The following is a 20327-nucleotide window of genomic DNA, read 5'->3' as shown; positions in this document are numbered from 1 at the left end:
TAGCTTATTTTTATGACCTAACCCAGTGAACGAACGTAGTGAGTGAACTGTAGGTAGGTCAAAGGTAACGAGCAAATAGATTTGAGTTTCGAGACTGTGGAATATAACAGATAGAAAAGGCTTCTCAAATAGGTCTAAAGAAGCCTTTTTTATATATTTCTAGAAATAAAGATTATATTGTTTGAAAAAGATTATAAAAATGAGTAAAATGATATATGGGAGTGATAAAATTGTTTAATAGAAATATGAACTTAGATAATTTAGATAAAGATATATTACTTAAAAATAAAATACCATTATTATATAGTGAACCTAGCTGGACTAAACTATTTGGAAATGTAGATAACAAGAAAATTGAAAATGCTAAAGAAGAACTTATGGAACTAGTATCTAGAGAAAAGGAACTGGAGATACAAAATAAAGAATTACAAAAACAAAAGCTAAGGTCTATGAAAATGATTCTTGGAATATCTGATTCTGTCAACAATGAAAGTAAAGTTGAAAATATAGGACTTTTAGATGAATATAAAGAACAAATACTACAAATAAATCAGGCTTTAGATGAATTGACATTTCAACTTGAAACTATTCCTAAAGAAATAAGAGAAAGCAATCTACAGTTACTTAAAGCAACAATTGAGTACAGCTACAGTGAGTTGAAGATTAGGGAAAAGTTTGTAAAGGAAGCCAATAGCGAAATAGAGACTTTGAGAGCAAGATTAAAGATTTTAATAGACACAAAACATAACTATGAAGAGTGGATAAATGAAACTTACACTTTTTTACATGGAGTTTTGGGCTCTGAGGAGATAGAAAAAATTGATAAAGAGAGATTAAAATAATATGAACGATAAAAACAAACTATTTACAGGAATAGATATTGTAAATATAAATAGAATAAAAAAAATTTTATTGACAAAGAAAGATTCTTTTTATAGTAGAATATTTACAGAAAATGAAATAAAATATATATCAAAAGGTGGACATAAAGCTACAACTGTAGGCGGTATATTTGCAGCTAAGGAAGCTGTAAGCAAGGCTCTAGGAACAGGTATATCCACTGTGGAATGGAAAAATATTGAGGTTTTACACGATGGAAGGGGTAAGCCTTATATAAATTTAATTGGAAATGGAAAGTTAAGAATGACTGACCTAGGAATAGAAAGTATGGATTTATCAATTTCCCATGAGGAAGATTATGCCATAGCTTTTGTAGCAGGATACTCTAATATTTCTCCCATTGGAAATATAGATGATTCTATTAAAATGTTATTACCCAAAAGAGAAAAGGAAAGCCATAAGGGAACTTATGGAAAAGTAGGTATAATAGCTGGAAGCAAAGGTATGACGGGCTCAGTGTACTTAGCATCACAGGCGGCTCTTAGGACTGGTTCTGGTCTTGTTTATACAATTGTACCACAAGCTATTGAGACTATAATGAGTATAAAATTAACAGAGGCCATAATAAAACCAGTCAAAGACAATGAAGGATTCTTTTCTAAGGAATCCTTAAATGGTATATTAAATGAAATAAAGGGATTGGATGTAATAGCCATTGGACCAGGTATAGGAGCAGATAAAGATAGATTATATATAATCCAAGAGGTTTTAAAAAATTATACTAAGCCAATAGTAATAGATGCAGATGGAATAAATTCCCTTTCATTTAACTTAAATATTCTCAATAATCACACAAGTTCAATTATTATTACACCGCACCCCAAGGAGTTAGCCAAACTATTAAATAAGAGTACTAGAGATATTCAAGAAAATAGAATTTATTATTCTAAATATATATCTAAGAAATATAATATAATAGTAGTCCTTAAAGGATTTAATACTATTGTGGCCTTGCCTACAGGTGAAATATATATCAATGGTACTGGAAATCCAGGAATGGCTACAGCAGGATCTGGAGATATACTTACAGGAATCATAGCTTCTTTCATCGGTCAAGGAATAAAACCAGAAGATGCGGCAAAACTAGGAGTATTTTGCCATGGGTTGGCTGGAGACTTGGCAAGTTATGAAAAAGGCGAATATGGAATTATAGCTACAGATATTTTAGAAAACATTCCTTATAGTATTAAAAAAATCCTAGAGTAAAGGCTGGTGTAATATTGAAAAGGTTTTTTATATTTATGATAGCTATTACTATTTTACTTACAGGATGTAGTCCCAAGAATAATGAAAATACATTAGATAAAAATAAAAAGCTGCTATCAAAGATAGAAAAAGCTTATGAAAACTATGGTGGATATAAATGCAAGGCCAATATAAGAATAACTTCAGGTGATACGGTTTCAGAATATACAATTGAAGAAAGCTATAATAAATCAAATGATTATAGATTAGAAATCCTAAGCCCTAAAGAAAGTAAAGGCATAGTAATACTAAATACCGATGATAAAATTTTTGTAGAGCATCCATCTATAAATCAATCCATATCATTGGTGGCAATAAAATCTTTAAATAATCAGATGATTGTGGGAGATTTTCTAAACAACTTACAAAATGTAGAAAATATCTCTATAGATGAAATAAATGGAAAGGAGCATATAGTTTTTGAGCTTAAATTAGATGAAAAAAATAAATATAGAGATTTAACTAAGATTTGGGTAAGGAAAAAGGATTTTGTCCCTTATAAATTAAATGTATTAGATCAGAATGGTTTGCTACAGATGGAAATTACTTATGAAGATTTTAAGTTTCTTAAAGACTAATGAGTATTATAAGGAGGACTGTCAAATGTATACCTTAGATGAAATAAGACCAGTATGGGCAGAAATTAACTTAGACAATTTAGCTCATAATATAATGGAAGTACGAAAACACATAAAGGAAAATACATTAGTTACTGCTGTAGTGAAGGCAAATGGTTACGGGCATGGCTCTATAGATATAGCAAGAACATTACTTAATAATGGTGCTGATAGACTGGCTGTTGCCACTGTAGGAGAAGCTATAGAGCTGAGACGTGCAAATATAAATGACAGTATTTTAATATTAGGCTATACATCACCTAATAATTATGAAGCCATATTAAAATATGATTTGATACAAACCATATATAATTATAGTGATGCTAAAAAACTATCTAGTAAGGCAATAGAATTAGGGAAAAAGGCTACTATTCATATTAAAATTGATACTGGAATGGGTCGAATAGGGTTTGAAGCCAATGAAGAAACTGTAGAAGATATATTGAAAATATCCAAACTTCAAAATATATATGTTGAAGGAATATTTTCTCACTTTGCTAAAGCTGATGAATTAGACAAATCCTATTCCACAATACAGTTTAAAAGATATATGGAAATTATAAATAAACTAGAAAACAGGGGATTAAATATAAAAATTAAACATATGTCAAACAGTGCAGGAATTATAGATTTGAGAGATTATGATTTGGATATGGTAAGGGCTGGAATAATGATTTATGGTCTTTATCCTTCAGATGAAGTAAATAAGGAATACATAGTGCTAAAACCAGCAATGGCGTTAAAAACTAAAATAGTGCATTTGAAAACTGTATCCAGGGGAACTGGTATAAGTTATGGGCATACTTTTATAACAGAAAGGGAATCTAAAATTGCAACTATACCTATTGGATATGCAGATGGATTTACAAGACTATTGAGTAATAAGGCAGAGGTTTATATAAGAGGAAAAAGGGCAAAAATAGTAGGAAATATATGTATGGATCAATGTATGATAGATGTAAGTCATATAGAAAACATAGAATTAGGAGATGAAGTAGTTATATTTGGATATGAGAAGGGGCATCCTCATGTTGATGAACTTGGAGCAAAGCTTGGTACAATAAATTATGAGATTATTTGTATGGTAAGTAGAAGAGTACCTAGAGTTTATATATCAGATGGCAAAATTGTGAAAATAAAGGATTATTTACTGGAATAAGGTTTAAAAGGAATAAACAATGAATAGGTTGACATATACAATATAATGAATATATAATTATCTTAGGCTATTTTAAATTTTTATAAGGAATAGGAAGGTTCTACATTTGGATATTTTATAAATAATGAACTTTTCTATCAATAGGTTTCAACAAAAGTTATATTTATACTGCAATTATAAGAATCTGTAATATGGGGGTGGATCTATATGGCTGAGACTAGAAGGATTATGATTAGTTTACCTAATAGCCTCCTTGAGGAAGTTGATGTTATGGTACCGATGGAGTACAAAAATAGGTCTGATTTTGTAATAGAAGCTATGAGACTATTTATCAACGAAAAAAAGAGAATAGAAGTTGCGGAAAAGATGAAAGAAGGGTATAAAGAGATGAGTCAAATAAATTTAACTCTTGCAGAAATAGGGCTAGAGCAAGACATTCTTGATTTAGTAATATATGAAGCAAGACTAACGGGGCGTGAGATATTATGATAGTTAAAAGAGGGGATATATACTATGCAGATTTAAGCCCTGTTATTGGGTCTGAACAGGGGGGAGTAAGGCCAGTTCTTGTTATTCAAAATGATATTGGTAATAAATATAGTCCTACAATTATTATTGCCGCCATTACATCACAGATAAACAAGGCAAAGCTGCCTACTCATGTAGAAATTAATGCTCCAGAATATGGGTTACCGAAGGACTCAGTAGTCCTTCTGGAGCAAATAAGAACAATAGATAAAAAACGGTTACGAGAAAGAATTGGAAGATTCAATGAAGAAATGATGGCAAATGTAGATGAGTGCCTAAAAATAAGCTTAGGGTTAGTAGAACTATAAAAATACATACATATTTAAAATAAGCATTGAATATGCTTATTTTTTTGTTGTTTTTGTAGTATAATGAAGACAGTTAATAGTTAATAGTGAAAAGTGAATAGTTTAAAACCAATGAAAAACAATGGTGTACTTTTGATTACTGAACTATTCACTATTAGTTATCCACTATTCACTAAGAAAAGGGAGGTACATAAAGTGAGTAAATTTAAGAAAGCTTGTGTTGGAGTTAGCTCAGTTATTATTCTTCTAGGGGCTACAGTAGTATTTTCAGAGCCAGGTTCTGAAAGTGATCCATTAGTAAGTCTTAGTTATGTGGAAAAGAAAATAGAACAACTAAAATACTATGTAGACGAAAAAATAGGAAATAAAAATAATGAAAATATGACGGTAAATTCATGGGAAGCAGTTGAAGTGCTGAAAGGACAATCATTAATATGTAAAGATGGTACAGAAATAATTCTAAGGTCTGGTGAAGCCAAAGCAATTGCCATAATAAGCAATGGTATAGAAAATGGACTTACAAATGTAACCATAGGTAAGGATTTAAGAATGGATGAAAACATTCAAGCAAATCACTTACTGATAGTGCCTAGAGATGATGGAAGAGGAGCAAGAGCTACAAAAAATAGTTTTTTCCTAGTGAAAGGAAATTATGAAATTAGATAGGAAGTGAACTTATGGCTAATATAAGAGAATATAAAAATAATGATGAAAAAGAAATAATAGAGTTATTTAATAAAGTCTTTAATACTAATAGGAAAGAAGAATATTGGAACTGGCAATTTATGGAGAACCCTGCTGGAAAATCTGTAATAGTGCTGGCAGAAGATGATTCTAAGATAGTAGGACAGTGTACTCTGTTACCTACTGTAATGTTAGTTAGAGGAGAAGAAGTATTAGCAGGACAATCAATAGACACCATGATAAATGAGGATTATAGAGGCAAAGGTATACATAAAGAACTTGCCAATAAATCTTACGAAATAGGTGTAAATAACAACATAGAGTTTAGGTTCGGATTTCCTTCAAAAATGGCCCTAAGAGGTTTACTAGGTGGTATTGGTGGATCCTTTGTAGCAGATATCCCTCTTTTCACAAATTATTATAGGTTAGATAATATTCTATTAAATATTGTAAAAATAAAATTTCTAGCAAAAATATTATCCATACCTTTACATGGTCTAATTAAATTTGTATATAAGGAACAAAAAATAAAGATAAAAGAAAACTATATAATTAAAGAAATAGATGAATTTGATGAAGATTTTGATAATCTATGGAACAAGATTAAATCAGATAGTCCTATAATGACTAAAAGAGATAGCAAATTTTTAAATTGGAGAATAAAGAATCATCCAAATATAGATTATAAAACCTTTGGTGCTTATTTAGATAATGAATTAGTAGGATATATAATTACTAAAATTGAAAAAAGAGAAATAAGAAATAACCCTAATATAAGACTTGGCAGTATGGTAGATATTGTGGGAATCAACGAAGATACAGTAGCTGCTTTATATTTTAAAGCAAAGGAATATTTTAAAAGTCAAAATACAGATTTAGTAGCAACATGGGCATCAGAATCCATGCAGTATAGAGGATTACTAGTGAAATTAGGATTTGTTAAGACTAGAAGCACTATACCTTTTGTTGTGAAAAACCTTACTGAAAATCAGGATTTAGAAAAATTTATTTTAGATGAAAAGAATTGGTATATAATGCCTATAGAGTCAGATTTTTATTAGGAAGTGATTGTATGATAAGAAAATTAATTAAGATGTTGCTTAAATACCCTATTATGTTTATAAATCGTATATATCTATGGTTTTATTTTAAGGGAAGTAAAATTAATGATGATTATATAAAAATAATTCCTAAAGGGAATGAAAAAATCCTTGTATTGTCTCCCCATGTAGATGATGAAACCATTGGTTTAGGTGGGACTATTATTAAATATCATAGCTCAGGAAGCAAAATGTCCTTAGTATATTTAACTGATGGAAGTGGAAGCACTAGTTATAAATCTAAAGAAGAGACAGCTAAGGAAAGAATGGAAGAAGGATATAAGATTAAAGAAAGCTATGGATTTCACAGTATCTACTTTTTAGAAAAAGTAGATGGAACTTTGGATTCTAAGGATAAAAACCTGATTGAAGAAATCTTAGAAATTTTAAATAAGGAAAAACCAGATATTATTTTCAGTCCTTTTTTAATTGATGGAAATATAGACCATGTAGAAACTACAAAAACTTTAGAAAAAGCTTTAAAAATATGGAATGAACAATTTGAAAACATATATCTATATGGAGTAAATAGTTTAATAGACCCTAAAATCATTAACAGAACCAGTTTCTTAGATGAAAAAATATATAAGGAGAAACTAAGTAAGTTTGATATTTTTCAATCACAGTGGGCAATGGGATTTAGTGCTTTTAACTTATTAGATAGAAGAAGAGCATTGATGTATAAAAAAAGCTACGCTGTTGAAAACTTTGTAAGTGTAAATTATATGATATTAAAAGAAATAATAGATAAGCTAGAAAAAGAAAAGTTTAATCCACAGATATTCAAGCAAATAAGTAGTGAATTTACTTTAATTCATGCAATTATGAAATCAAAAGAAGAAAAGAAAATTTATAACAAGTCAGTAAAAGAAATATTAGAAAATAAAGATAGGAGGTAGCTCCCACGGAGCATATTAAAATGAAAGTACTTCATCTAATCAGTGGGGGAGATACAGGTGGTGCTAAGACCCATATAATCTCTCTAATAAAAGCAATAGACAAGTTAATAGATGCCAAAATCATATGTTTTATTGAAGATACCTTCTATCATGATGCTAAAGCTACTGGTATTCCCATAGAAGTATTTAAACAAAAGAGTAGATTTGATATGTCAGTAGTAGGTAGGTTGGCAGAAGAAGTAGAAAAACAAGGATATGATATTATTCACTGTCATGGGGCTAGGGCTAATTTCATTGGTATGTTTTTAAAGTTAAAGGTAAAGAAACCCTTTATTACAACAATCCATAGTGATTACGAATTGGATTTTAAAGATAATTTTTATAAGAAAATCATTTTCACCACATTAAATAAATTTGCTCTTCAAAGATTCAAATATTTTATTGCAATTTCTGATACCTTTAAAGATATGTTGGTTCAAAGAGGATTTAAGAAGGACAGAATATTTACTGCATATAATGGTATAGATTTAGACAGCAGTATGGAATATCTCTCCAAAGAAGAATTTTTTCAAAGACATGAAATTGATTACAAAGGAGAGACCGTAGTAGGAATTGCAGCAAGATTGGATTTAGTAAAAGACCATGAAACCTTTATTAGAGCAGCTTCAAATGTGTTGCAGAAAAGAAAAGATGTTATATTTCTAATTGCAGGAGATGGAAATGAGAGACAAAGACTAATGTCATTGGCTAAGGAGTTAAAGGTAGAAGAAAATCTACATTTTTTAGGTTACATAAAAGACCCAAATTCATTTTTTAATGCCATAGATATAAATGCCTTAACTTCAGTTAGTGAATCCTTTCCCTATGCAATATTAGAAGGGGCAAGGCTTAAAAAGACAATAATATCCACCAATGTAGGAGGAATAAGTAAACTAATAGAAGATGGTAAAAATGGATATTTAGTTGATGTAGGAGATATAGAAGCTTTAAGCAATAGAATAATAGATTTAGTAGAGAATAAAGAAAAAATTCAAAATATGGGTGAAAATCTATTTAATAAAGTAAAAGAAATGTATTCATCAGAAGCTATGGCGAGAGAGCATCTAAAAATCTATGAGAAGATATTAAATAATAGTGGATTAAGAGATTCAATTCTTTTATCTGGATATTATGGATTTGATAATAGTGGTGATGATGCTATACTAAAGGCAATAGTAAAAGATATTAAAGCCTATAATAAAGATATAAGTATAAATGTACTCTCTAATAATCCTGCAAAAACTGAAGAGATATATAATGTAAATGCAGTAAATAGATTTGAATTTAAAAAAGTATATAAGGCTATGAAGAACTCCACTCTATTTATTTCAGGTGGTGGGTCTTTATTACAGGACATAACCAGCACAAGGTCCTTACTATATTATCTATCAACAATAAGGTTGGCAAAATTATATAATAAGCCTGTAATGGTATATGCCAATGGAATAGGACCTATTAAAAAGAAGCTAAATAGAATTTTAACTAGAAGTACATTGAATAAAGTTGATTTAATTACTCTTAGAGATAAGGATTCTGAAGATTTTATTAAGGTCTTAGGAGTAAAGAATAAAAATATAGTAGTAACAGCAGACCCAGTATTTACTTTAGAGCCAGCTCCAGAACCTAGGATACAAGAAATATTTGAGAAAGAAGAAATACCTAGACATAAAAAGTTTATTGGAATTTCAGTGAGAAAGTGGAAAGATAATGAGAATTTAATTAAGGTTATGGCGGAAGCCATAGATTATATAGTAGAGAAGTATGATGTAAATGTGATTTTGATACCTATGCACTATCCAGAGGATTTAGAAATAAGTCTTGATATAAATAGTATGGTTAGGAAAAATGGTTCTTATGTAATAAAGGAGAAATATGGTGTAGAGGAGATAATGGGGATAATAAGAGAATTAGAAATAATTGTTGCCATGAGACTTCATTCCTTAATTTATGCAGCAACTCAAGAGATACCTATGGTAGGTTTATCTTATGATCCAAAAGTTGATGGAATCTTACGTTCTCTAGATATGGATTATATATGTAGTATTGAGACTTTATCATATGATGATTTATTAGAAAAAATAGATTATATATGGAATAATCGAACCAATCTCAATAAACATTTAAAAGAACAGCATAAGGAGCTAGAAGAAAAAGCATTATCTAATGTGGAAATGGCGTTAGATTTAATAAAAAAGTAGGTGATTGTAATTAAAACTTTAGAAATATTTGGAGTAAAAATATATAATACAACTTTACAAGAGGCAACATTACAATTAGAAGAATATCTTAAAGGAGAAAAATTAAAAGCTATTTACACCCCTAATACAGAAATTGTAATGGTTGCAAAGGACGATGAAAGTCTTAAAGATTTAATTAATAGGGGTGATCTAATAGTACCAGATGGAATAGGGTTAATATATGCTTCTAGAATTAAAAAAAAGCCATTACAAGAAAGAGTAACAGGATTTGATTTATCTATAAATTTACTTAAAATAGCCAATGAAAACTCCTATAGTATTTATTTTTTTGGTGGAAAAGATGGAGTTGCTAAAATGGCAGCGGAAAATGTAAAAAAGGATTATCCAAATATTAGAATAGCAGGACACCATCATGGGTATTTTAAAGGTATCCATGTGGGATATGAGAACCATGAAGAAGAAGTAAAAGTTATAGATAATATTAATTCTTTAAATCCAGATATAATATTTGTAGGATTAGGATTTCCTAAACAGGAAATTTGGATAGATGCCAATAAAGACAAGATTAAGGCAAAGGTAATCATAGGAAATGGCGGAGTAATGGATATATTAGCTGGAAACTCTAAAAGAGCCCCTGAAATATATCAGAAATTAGGACTTGAGTGGTTGTATAGATTAGTTAAAGAACCTTCAAGAATAAAACGACAAATAGTTTTACCAAAGTTCATGCTAAAAGTATTATTTTCTAAAGACATTATAAAGTAGGAAGGGGAATTTTATGAACAACGGCCACAAATGGTATAAAACTTTATTTTCTTATATTTTAATAACTATAGGGGTATTTTTGATGTCAGTATCCTTACTATATTTTCTTGCACCAAATACCATAGCTCCAGGGGGAGTTACAGGTTTTGCTGTAGTTTTAGAGAAGGTATCTAAAGTCCCTATATATTTAACAAACTTGGCTATAAACATTCCATTGTTTCTCTTAGGTGCAAAAACATTAGGAAAAGATACAGCTATAAAAACATTATATGCAACATTTTTATTATCCTTATTTTTAAAATTTTTAAAACCAACAGTTTTAACTCATGACTTCTTACTGTCCTCCATATTTGGGGGAGTATTAATGGGTATAGGACTAGGTATAGTCTTTAAATTTGGAGGAACTACGGGTGGAACAGACTTAGCAGGTTCTATTTTAAATAAAAAATTTCCAAATTTAAGCGTAGCCACATTTATGACTATGATTGATTTTTGTGTAGTTATATTTGCAGGTATCGTTGAGAAAAATATTGAAATATCCCTATATTCAGTTATAGCCATGTTTGTTATAATGAAAGTAATAGATATGATTTTAGAAGGAATTGGATATTTAAAGGGATTTTATATTGTTACAGATATGCCTGAAGAAGTAAGTCAAAGACTTATGGTAGAAATTGATAGAGGGGTTACTGCTCTTAAAGGAAAAGGTATGTATACAAAGGCGGATAAAGATGTTTTGCTATGTGTAGTTAGCAGATCTCAGTTTAGTAAGGTAAAAGAAATAGTAAAAGAAGTAGATCCATTTGCATTTATTATGGTATCTGAAATGTCTGAAGTAGTAGGTGAAGGATTTACAGATGAAAAGAAAAAATAGGAGGTAGATAGGAAAATGGAATTAAAAGAAATAGCTCGAAAAATAAGAGTTGATATTATTGAAATGTTAGAAGAATCACAATCAGGACACCCTGGAGGTTCATTGTCAGCAGTTGAAATATTAACAGCATTATACTTCAAGGAAATGAATATAGATACTTCTAATCCAAAATGGGAGGATAGAGATAGATTTGTACTTTCAAAGGGTCATGGTACACCAGTATTATATGGTACTTTAGCAGAAAGAGGATTTTTTCCTAAGGAAGAACTGAAGAACTTTAGAAAAATGGGTTCTATACTACAGGGACATCCTGATATGAAGGAAATACCAGGGGTTGATATGACCACAGGTTCTTTAGGACAAGGTTTGGCTGCTGCAAATGGCATGGCTTTAGCAGGTAAACTGAATAATAAGGATTATAGAGTATATGGAGTAATAGGAGATGGAGAATGTCAAGAGGGTCTAATATGGGAGGCTGCAATGCTTTCAGCTCACTATAAACTAGACAATATTACAGTGTTTTTAGACCATAACGGACTTCAAATAGATGGATCTAATAAAGATATAATGAATATTGAACCAATAGATGAAAAGTTTAAATCATTTGGATGGAATGTATTGACCATAGATGGTCACTCTATAGATGAAATACTTGAATCAATAGAGAAGGCAAAAGCAACTAAAGATAAACCAACAATAATAATAGCTAAAACTTCTAAGGGAAAAGGAGTATCATTTATGGAAAATCAAGTAGGTTGGCATGGAAAAGCTCCATCAAAAGAAGAAGCTCAAAAAGCCTTAGAAGAATTAGGAGGTGCTAAATAATGATTGCAACTAGAGATGCCTATGGAGAAGCTTTGAAAGAATTAGGTGGAATAAATGAGGATATTGTAGTATTAGATGCAGATCTTTCTGGTTCTACAAAAACATCCGTATTTGCAAAGTCTTTCCCTGAAAGATTTTTTAATGTAGGTATAGCAGAGCAAAATTTAATAGGTACAGCAGCAGGACTTGCTACAGCTGGAAAGATTCCTTTTGCAAGTACTTTTGCTATGTTTGCAACAGGACGTGCCTTTGAAATCATAAGGAACTCCGTATGTTATCCAAACTTAAATGTAAAAATAGCTGCAACCCATGCAGGGTTAACAGTAGGAGAAGATGGGGCAACTCATCAGGCATTAGAAGATATTAGTTTAATGAGGTCTTTACCTAATATGGTGGTTTTAAGCCCAGCAGATGGTATAGAAGCGAAACAATGTATATATGAGGCAGCTAAACATTATGGACCAGTATATATAAGACTTGGGAGAGCAAAGACTCCAGTAATATTTGATGAAAATTATAAATTTGAAATAGGTAAAGGTGTAGAACTAAAAGAAGGAACAGATGTAACGATTATAGCTACAGGAGTCATGGTAGAAAGAGCCTTAACTGCTTCAGAAAAGCTTTTGGAAGAAGGGATTAAAGCGAGAGTTATAAATATGTCTACCATAAAACCTATAGATAAAGATATTATAATAAAAGCTGCTAAAGAAACTAAAGCTATAGTAACAGTTGAAGAACATAGTATAATAGGTGGATTAGGTAGTGCAGTAGCAGAAGTAGTAGTTGAGAATCAGTTAGTTCCTATGGTTAGAATTGGTACTATGGATACCTTTGGTGAATCAGGAGACGGTTTTGAATTACTTGATAAATATGGTCTTAGTGTAGATAATATAGTTCAAAATGTAAAGAAGATGATATAATATAAAGGCCTCTAATTATTAGAGGTCTTTATATTATAAAATATGAGGTGAAGATTAATGGTAAAGAGAAAGCAGATAGAAGAATTATACTATATAAGGGCTATAGCTGCACTGGGTATACTAATTATTCATGGAACAGGTGTATTTGCTGTAAATTCTACATTTAATTCTAAGGCAATGTATTTAGGAATATTTTTTAATCAATTTTTTAGATTTGGTTCCCCCGTATTTATGATGATTTCAGGGTTAGTATTATTTTATAACTATAGAAGTAGAGAAGAATTTAATGTAAAAAAGTTTTATACTAAAAAGGTTTTATATATTCTGATACCATATATAATATGGTCATCAATATATTTTCTTTATAGATGTTATATTTCAGGTATTTCTTTTAGTATTAATCAGATACCAATATTATTTAAGGAAATAATATTTGGAACAGCATTTCCACATCTATATTTTATAGTTTTAATATTTCAGTTCTATATAATATTACCGCTATTAATAAGATATTTAACTAAACCAATGCAAGAAAATCCAATTAAATTATTTTTTATAACTTTTATACTTCAAGCCATGATACTTATATATGGAAGATATTTTAAAAATTATAATACAGCAGGAATAGTAGGATACTTTAATCTTTATTATTGGAAGAGCATATTTGGATGGTTTTTCTATTTTATAGCTGGAGGTATTTTAGGGTTAAACTACGAAAAAATAGAAAATTACATTGAAAGAAATATTAAACTATTATTTATTGTTTATATTGGAGTTATGTGTGTTTATGTAGGACAAGTATATTATAATATATTTCTAAATGGAGGTAGGGATTATTATGATAACTTTGGATCCATAAGACCTGAAACCATGATCTATACCTTAGCTACTATGCCAATATTAATGTGGGTTACAAAGAGAATGGTAGGAAAGTTTAATATAATAAAAACCTTTGGAACTTATTCCTTAGGAATATACTTTGCACATCCTATAGTTTTAGAGGAAATAAAATATAAGATATTTAGTAAATTTCCTGCTGCCTTAGGATATAGCAGACTTAGTTCTTTATTAATATTAGTATTTTTAGGAATAATTTTTACCTTCCTCTTGGTACTGTTAATTGCAACATTGAAAAACAGATGGCTTTTACTAGGTAGAATACCGAAATTTAATATTAAATTAAGGAGAAATACAACCTTAGTTAATATAAATGATTAAATAATTATACATAATCCAGTCCATTTAGGAATATTAATGATATAAGATTAATTACTTGGAGGGATTGGAGTGAAAAGAAATTATATTATAGCCTTGGCAATTATTTTGATTATTGGAGCTTTATTTATACCTAAGATGATAAAAGGAAATGATGAACAAATAAAGTTTAAAGTAGTAAAAGAGGAGGAAATTCCAGAGAAGATTTCTGAAATGCTGCCAAAGTATTTAATTGAGGAAAGAGCCTTAACCTGTAAATATAGAGATGAAATTTATGTAGTGGTAACTAGGGGAGAAAAGAATTCTAAAGGATATTTAGTAGAGATAGACCAAATAATGAAAGAAAAATATTCAAAAGAAGTATTTGATATAGTAGTTTATGCAAAGTTTACTGATCCAGATCCTAATGAAATAGTAGAGCAAGAATATGATTATCCATATATAGTAGTCAAAACTAATTTGAAAAATATGCCAGAAGAAGTTCATTTAGATATAGAATACAATGAATAAAACCTATACCTAAAATTATAAACATTATGGATTAGTTTATACTTTAGGTATAGTATAGATAGAAAATAAAGTCTAATATTATAAAATAAAAAAGGATAGAAAAATCTATCCTTTTTTCATTGCAAAGTTTTTGTAAACAATTTTAGAATTTAGAATACATTAAATTAGGAAATAATGTATAATTAGAATAGTTATCTACGGAGGTGAATCATAATGTTAGAAAAATATATAGTTCCAATTGAGAAATTGAGAAACCAATGTGATCCAAATATATTTCCATATGAAACTACAGAAGAATGCGTAGAATCTAGAGAGCTTATTGGGCAAGATAGAGCTATGGAAGCTATAAAATATGGGATTTCTATGAAAAGAAAAGGATATAATATTTATGTATCAGGATTTACAGGTACAGGAAGAAACTCCTATTCTTATTTAATTGCAAAGGAATTTGCAAAGGAAAAACCAATACCTAAAGACTGGTGTTATGTATATAATTTTAAAAAAGCTAATTGTCCCAAAGCTATAAGTTTAGAGCCGGGAGAAGGAATAAATTTTAAACAAGAAATAGAATCTGCAATTAAAAATATAGATATTGAAATACCAAAAGCGCTAAATTCAAAACTCTATGAGGATAGTAAAAATGCAGTATTCAATGAGAATAAAAAATTAGCCGAATCCATACTTCAAGAATTAAATCAATTTGCTAAAAAGTATAATTTTGTATTTAAACAAACAGACCAAGGACTTCTCAGTATACCCTTAGTTGGAAATAGACCTATGTCAGATGAAGAACTTGATGAATTAACAGATGAAGAAATAGACGTATTAGGGAATATATCCATAGAGTTGACTCAAAAATCTTATGATTATATTAAAGGAATAAAGGCTGTTGAATCAAAACTTAAAAATGAAATAAAAAAATTAAAAGAAGAACAGGTCACATTAGTAGTGACTACTTTTATAGGACCAATACAAGTAAGATATAGAGAGAATATTGATATATTTAAATTTCTTTTAGAAATTAAAGAGGATATAGTAAAGAATTATGAAATGTTCTTAGTTGATGAAGAAGAAGATTATATGGAAAAAATATTTTTTCAGGGAAATAAGAAGGAGGATTTTCTGAAAAGATATTTTATAAATTTATTTATAGATAATAGTCAAACTAAAGGTTCTCCTGTAATTAGAGAGATGAACCCAAACTATTATAATTTATTTGGTAAAATAGAATATGCAAATGAAATGGGTGTTGCAAAAACAGACCATACTAGAATCAAATCAGGTTCCATGCACGAAGCAAATGGCGGATATATAATAATCCAAGCGAAAGATATTTTACAAAATAAATTTTCATGGGATGGATTAAAAAGAACCTTAACTACGGAAAAGTTAAAAATAGAAAATGTACTTGGATTGGATATAGCTTCAGAAACTTTAAATCCAGAGCCAATACCTTTAGATATAAAGGTAATAATAGTAGGAGATTATTTAACATATCATATATTATATTCTTATGATGAAGAATTTAAGAAATTGTTTAGAATAAGAGCAGATTTTGATACTGAAATGGAAAGAACATATGAAAATATTATAAAAATAGGCTCTTTTGTAGCTTATCAATGTAAGAAAGAGAACTTACTTCCATTTCATAGGGATGCTCTAGGAGCTATTATAGATATAAGCAGTAGAATTGCAGATGAAAAAAATAAATTAACATCCGGATTTAATGAATTAGTAGAAATAATATATGAAGCAGATGGATGGGCTAGAAGTGAATTTAAAAAAATAGTAGATAAAGAAGATGTAAAAAAAGCAATTCTAAAAAAACAATATAGAAACAACTCTTATGAAGAAAGAGTTTTAGAATTGATTAATAATGGTACTATTTTAATAGACATAGAAGGAGAAAAGGTAGGGGAAATCAATGGATTGTCGGTAATTGACTTAGGGCAGTATTCCTTTGGAAGACCAACCAAAATAACAGCAAATACTTACTATGGTAAAGATGGAATAATAAATATTGAAAAAGAGGCAGAACAAAGTGGAAATATACATGATAAAGGCGTATTAATTATGAGTGGATATTTAGGTGAAAAATACGCCCAAAACATTCAATTATCCATGACTGCAAGTATTACCTTTGAACAATCCTATGATGGTATAGATGGAGACAGTGCTTCAAGTACAGAACTATATGCTATACTGTCTAGCTTAGGCGATGTTCCCATAAAACAAGGAATAGCAGTAACAGGTTCTGTAAATCAAAAGGGAATAATTCAGCCTATAGGTGGAGTAAATGAGAAAATAGAAGGATTTTATAATGTGTGTAAATTAAAAGGATTGAAAGGTGATGAAGGAGTAATAATTCCAAGAATAAATGTGGAAAATTTAATGCTAAATGATGAAGTAATAAATGCTGTAAAGTCAGGAATGTTTACTATATATGCTGTAAATACTATTGATGAAGGAATAGAAATATTAACGGGTATAAAAGCAGGACAGTTAAATGAAGATGGAGAATACGAAGAAAATACTATAAATCACTATGTACAGGAAAAGTTAATATACTATTCTATGTTAAGTCAAGATTTTGGGGAAGAATAGATAAAGTAGATATATGAAATAGTCTGGTGATTTTCACCAGACTATTGAATTTCAAAAGGTTTAAAAACTATATTTATAGTATTCGTATCCTTATTTATATTGACTTCTGAATCCACTTCATATAAAACTTTAATTAGTTTTTTTGTTAATACTTCTTTTGGAGTGCCATAGTCTATTATTTCACCTGATTTCATAGCATAAATCTTGTCACAATATAGAGCAGCTATATTTAAATCATGAATTGCAGATAGTACTGTAATTTCTAAACTTTTAGCAATAGACATAAATTGAAGTTGGTATTTTATATCTAAATGATTTGTTGGTTCATCTAAAATCAAACATTTTGTTTCTTGAGCTAATGCTCTTGCTAAAATTACCCTTTGTTTTTCTCCTCCTGATAGACTATTAAAACTTCTATCAGAGAAATTGGTCATTCCAACTTTTTCCAAGGATTCTAAAGCTATTTTATAGTCATTTGGATTATCTCTTTCCATAAATTTTTTATGGGGAGTTCTTCCTATTAGAACCATATCTATTACAGAAAAGTCAAAATCTGAATCATTATGTTGTGCTACTACTGCTATTTTTTTAGCTGTTTCTTTTAATGAAATATCATCTATATTTTTATCATCTATATAAATAGTTCCTGAGTTTGGTCTTAAAGTTCTATATAAAGCTTTAAGTAAAGTACTTTTGCCACTTCCATTTGGACCTATTATCCCTACGAATTCCTTATTTTTAATATGTAGACTCAAATCATTTAAAATTTTCTTTCCACCTAAATATACCACTAAATTTTTAGATGACATTTCCATTATCTGCCACCTCCAAATCCATAGGATTTACTAATCATTAAATATATGAAAATTGGAGTTCCTATCATAGATATTAAAATTCCTATGGGAAGTTCACTTCCAGGAATAATGATTCTAGAAAGCACATCTGCCCATATTAGAAATATTGATCCAGATAAAGCATTTATAAATATTATTTTCTTATGGTCTGTTCCAAATAATATCCTTACTATATGTGGAATTATTAATCCAACAAATCCTATTATTCCAGATGAATAAACTATAAGCCCTATTATTAAAGAAGTTACTAATAGATATATTTGACGATATATATGTAGATCTTTTCCTAAAGTAATAGAAACTTCATCTCCAAGTAACATTAAATTTAAAGTTCTATATTGTGTTATGAAAAATACTACAGCAATTAAAATTATTGGAAATATAAATTTTATAGTATCCCAATTTGCTCCTGCTAAACTACCCATTATCCAGTCAGTAATACTTCTAAGCCTTTCTTTATCATCAGTATAATATATTATAAAGCTTGAAAAGGCAGAACAAAGGGAACTAAGTGCCATACCTGATAACAATAATTTTGTAGAATTTGCTTTACTGTTTATATTTGACATTACCATTACTAAAATTGAAATTATAAAGGCACCTATAAAAGCACAGATTCCCACGTAATTAGGGCCTAAAAAGGACCCGACTCCTAACATAATGGCAATGGTAGCCCCTAAATATGCTCCTGAAGATACTCCCAATATATACGGATCTGCCAATGGATTTTTTACTACTGCCTGCATGATTAGACCTGATATGGAAAGTCCCATTCCAACACAGGTGGCAAGGATTATTCTAGGAAGTCTAATAAACCATACAATATCAATAGCTGAACTACTTGGTAAGCTTTCTTCAGTTCCTATATCAAATAATTTATAGAAAATTATTTGATATATATCTTTAGCTGATATATCTACAGAACCCATAGTTACAGATGTTAATATAGAAAAAATTAGTGTAACTATTAAAAGAAGAGTAACGCCTACATAAATAGGCGTTCCCTTAAATAATCCTTGATTATTATTTCTTTTTACAAGTTTTTCTTTCATAGTCGACTCCTAGTTAAGCTCTGGATATAATCCTTTGCTTATGGATATTATACCATCTAAGGTTCTTATACCACTTGCATAAACTTCACTTAACATAATGGAATATACTCTATTATGTTGTATAGCTGATATACTTGATAATGCTGGATTTTCCATTATAGATTGTAAAGCCGTATCTCGATCTATGGCATCTCCATAATAAACAGTAAATATAACTTCAGGATTAAGATTTACTAAATCTTCTGCACCAATTCTACCATTTTCTTTTGCTACTAAATCTGCTCCAACTAAAGTGGCAATATTTCCTCCAATACTGTCTTCTCCATAAATTCTAAAAGTATTTTCTTTTCCTATTTCTAAAATAACTGTTTTTACTGGTTCCCTATCTTTTCCAAATTCTTTGGCTTTTTCGATTTCAGCCTTCATATTATCAACTATAGCCTTTGCTTTATCCTCTACATTAAAGATTTTTCCCATATTTAATATATCGTTATATTCATTTTCAATAGAATCTGGTTTAGAAACTCCGCTATTTTGTGCCATATAAGTATTTATATTTCTTTCATGCCAAAACCCAACATCTCCAAGTCTCTTTTCCCCAAAAAAAGAATACCAGCTTAATATAAAATCTGCTTCAAGCCCTATAACTTCTTCTTTTGTAGGAACATTATCGTAATATTTTACTTTACTAAAGGCTTCTTTATATTCATCTTTTACATCATGGTCAAGTCCTGCTGCCGCCACTATTTTATCCTCAAGACCTAATGCTAACAATGTTTCAATGGAGTTTTGATATACAGCTACTACTTTTTCTGGTGTTTTTTCAAAAGTAATTTCTATAGGTTCTTTTTCATAATTATATGTGGTTATGATTACTGGATAGTGTTCATTTTTAACTTCTGTACTTTCCACGGTATCTTCCACAATTACATTTTCATCTTTAACTTCTTCAGATTTCTTATTACAACCTGTAATACTAAACATTATTGCTGTTGCTAAAAATATACTTAAAAACTTTTTCATTCTGTTTC

At 29.5% G+C, this 20327-nt stretch carries 20 protein-coding genes; 17 read left to right on the top strand and 3 right to left on the bottom strand.

Features of this window, described 5'->3' with window-relative positions; translation table 11 throughout:
• Positions 1–230 precede the first annotated feature (230 nt).
• The 17 genes from KQI41_RS13590 to KQI41_RS13510 all read left to right on the top strand — a co-directional run bounded on the left by KQI41_RS13590 (position 231) and on the right by KQI41_RS13510 (position 17390).
• A complete protein-coding gene (locus tag KQI41_RS13590; RefSeq protein ID WP_154439385.1) occupies positions 231–842 on the top strand; it encodes a coiled-coil domain-containing protein in 612 nt (203 codons plus the stop codon).
• 1 nt (position 843) lies between these two features.
• Positions 844–2106, top strand: a complete 1263-nt coding sequence (locus tag KQI41_RS13585) for an NAD(P)H-hydrate dehydratase (RefSeq protein WP_154439384.1) — start codon at positions 844–846, stop codon at positions 2104–2106.
• Positions 2107–2120: 14 nt separating this feature from the next.
• On the top strand, positions 2121–2723 hold the full coding sequence (locus tag KQI41_RS13580; protein ID WP_154439383.1) for a LolA family protein: 603 nt from the start codon (positions 2121–2123) through the stop codon (positions 2721–2723).
• Between the two features lie 25 nt (positions 2724–2748).
• Positions 2749–3921 (top strand): alanine racemase, encoded by a 1173-nt coding sequence (gene alr / locus KQI41_RS13575; RefSeq protein ID WP_154439382.1) that lies wholly within the window; start codon positions 2749–2751, stop codon positions 3919–3921.
• Positions 3922–4128: 207 nt separating this feature from the next.
• Positions 4129–4410, top strand: coding sequence for a CopG family ribbon-helix-helix protein (locus KQI41_RS13570; protein ID WP_154439381.1), 282 nt, complete (start codon positions 4129–4131; stop codon positions 4408–4410).
• Positions 4407–4757, top strand: coding sequence for a type II toxin-antitoxin system PemK/MazF family toxin (locus tag KQI41_RS13565; RefSeq protein WP_154439380.1), 351 nt, complete (start codon positions 4407–4409; stop codon positions 4755–4757). Before KQI41_RS13570 ends, KQI41_RS13565 begins: the two co-directional genes overlap by 4 nt.
• Positions 4758–4952: 195 nt before the next feature.
• Positions 4953–5423 (top strand): hypothetical protein, encoded by a 471-nt coding sequence (locus KQI41_RS13560; protein ID WP_154439379.1) that lies wholly within the window; start codon positions 4953–4955, stop codon positions 5421–5423.
• A gap of 11 nt (positions 5424–5434) precedes the next feature.
• The gene (locus tag KQI41_RS13555; RefSeq protein WP_154439378.1) at positions 5435–6502 is read left to right on the top strand and encodes a GNAT family N-acetyltransferase; all 1068 of its coding nucleotides are present in this window, start codon (positions 5435–5437) and stop codon (positions 6500–6502) included.
• An 11-nt stretch (positions 6503–6513) separates the two neighbouring features.
• Positions 6514–7440 (top strand): PIG-L deacetylase family protein, encoded by a 927-nt coding sequence (locus KQI41_RS13550; RefSeq protein WP_216585483.1) that lies wholly within the window; start codon positions 6514–6516, stop codon positions 7438–7440.
• Between the two features lie 20 nt (positions 7441–7460).
• On the top strand, positions 7461–9677 hold the full coding sequence (csaB, locus tag KQI41_RS18955) for a polysaccharide pyruvyl transferase CsaB (RefSeq protein WP_229768503.1): 2217 nt from the start codon (positions 7461–7463) through the stop codon (positions 9675–9677).
• Between the two features lie 9 nt (positions 9678–9686).
• Positions 9687–10442: a WecB/TagA/CpsF family glycosyltransferase gene (locus tag KQI41_RS13540; protein WP_216585974.1), complete on the top strand. Its 756-nt coding sequence runs from the start codon at positions 9687–9689 to the stop codon at positions 10440–10442.
• A 13-nt stretch (positions 10443–10455) separates the two neighbouring features.
• Positions 10456–11316, top strand: coding sequence for a YitT family protein (locus KQI41_RS13535; RefSeq protein WP_154439376.1), 861 nt, complete (start codon positions 10456–10458; stop codon positions 11314–11316).
• 15 nt (positions 11317–11331) lie between these two features.
• A complete protein-coding gene (locus KQI41_RS13530) occupies positions 11332–12141 on the top strand; it encodes a transketolase (RefSeq protein ID WP_154439375.1) in 810 nt (269 codons plus the stop codon).
• Positions 12141–13061: a transketolase family protein gene (locus KQI41_RS13525; protein ID WP_154439374.1), complete on the top strand. Its 921-nt coding sequence runs from the start codon at positions 12141–12143 to the stop codon at positions 13059–13061. The genes KQI41_RS13530 and KQI41_RS13525 overlap by 1 nt, the downstream gene beginning before the upstream one ends.
• Positions 13062–13118: 57 nt before the next feature.
• Entirely contained in the window at positions 13119–14279 is a 1161-nt protein-coding gene (locus tag KQI41_RS13520; RefSeq protein ID WP_154439373.1) for an acyltransferase, read from the top strand.
• 69 nt (positions 14280–14348) lie between these two features.
• On the top strand, positions 14349–14786 hold the full coding sequence (locus KQI41_RS13515; protein WP_216585482.1) for a protease complex subunit PrcB family protein: 438 nt from the start codon (positions 14349–14351) through the stop codon (positions 14784–14786).
• Positions 14787–14999: 213 nt separating this feature from the next.
• Positions 15000–17390: a Lon protease family protein gene (locus KQI41_RS13510; RefSeq protein WP_216585481.1), complete on the top strand. Its 2391-nt coding sequence runs from the start codon at positions 15000–15002 to the stop codon at positions 17388–17390.
• 41 nt (positions 17391–17431) lie between these two features.
• Here the strand turns inward: KQI41_RS13510 and KQI41_RS13505 are convergent, their stop codons facing one another.
• Genes KQI41_RS13505 through KQI41_RS13495 form a run of 3 tightly spaced genes read right to left on the bottom strand, consistent with a single transcriptional unit; the run spans position 17432 to position 20319 of the window.
• Positions 17432–18205: an ABC transporter ATP-binding protein gene (locus KQI41_RS13505; RefSeq protein WP_216585480.1), complete on the bottom strand. Its 774-nt coding sequence runs from the start codon at positions 18203–18205 to the stop codon at positions 17432–17434.
• The gene (locus tag KQI41_RS13500) at positions 18205–19296 is read right to left on the bottom strand and encodes a FecCD family ABC transporter permease (RefSeq protein ID WP_216585479.1); all 1092 of its coding nucleotides are present in this window, start codon (positions 19294–19296) and stop codon (positions 18205–18207) included. The genes KQI41_RS13505 and KQI41_RS13500 overlap by 1 nt, the downstream gene beginning before the upstream one ends.
• A gap of 9 nt (positions 19297–19305) precedes the next feature.
• On the bottom strand, positions 19306–20319 hold the full coding sequence (locus tag KQI41_RS13495) for an ABC transporter substrate-binding protein (protein ID WP_216585478.1): 1014 nt from the start codon (positions 20317–20319) through the stop codon (positions 19306–19308).
• Positions 20320–20327: the final 8 nt, after the last annotated feature.

Source organism: Tissierella pigra (genome assembly GCF_018917845.1).
Taxonomy (GTDB): domain Bacteria; phylum Bacillota; class Clostridia; order Tissierellales; family Tissierellaceae; genus Tissierella; species Tissierella pigra.
Note: the sequence above shows the minus strand (reverse complement) of the source record. Positions and strands in the feature narration are given on the sequence as shown.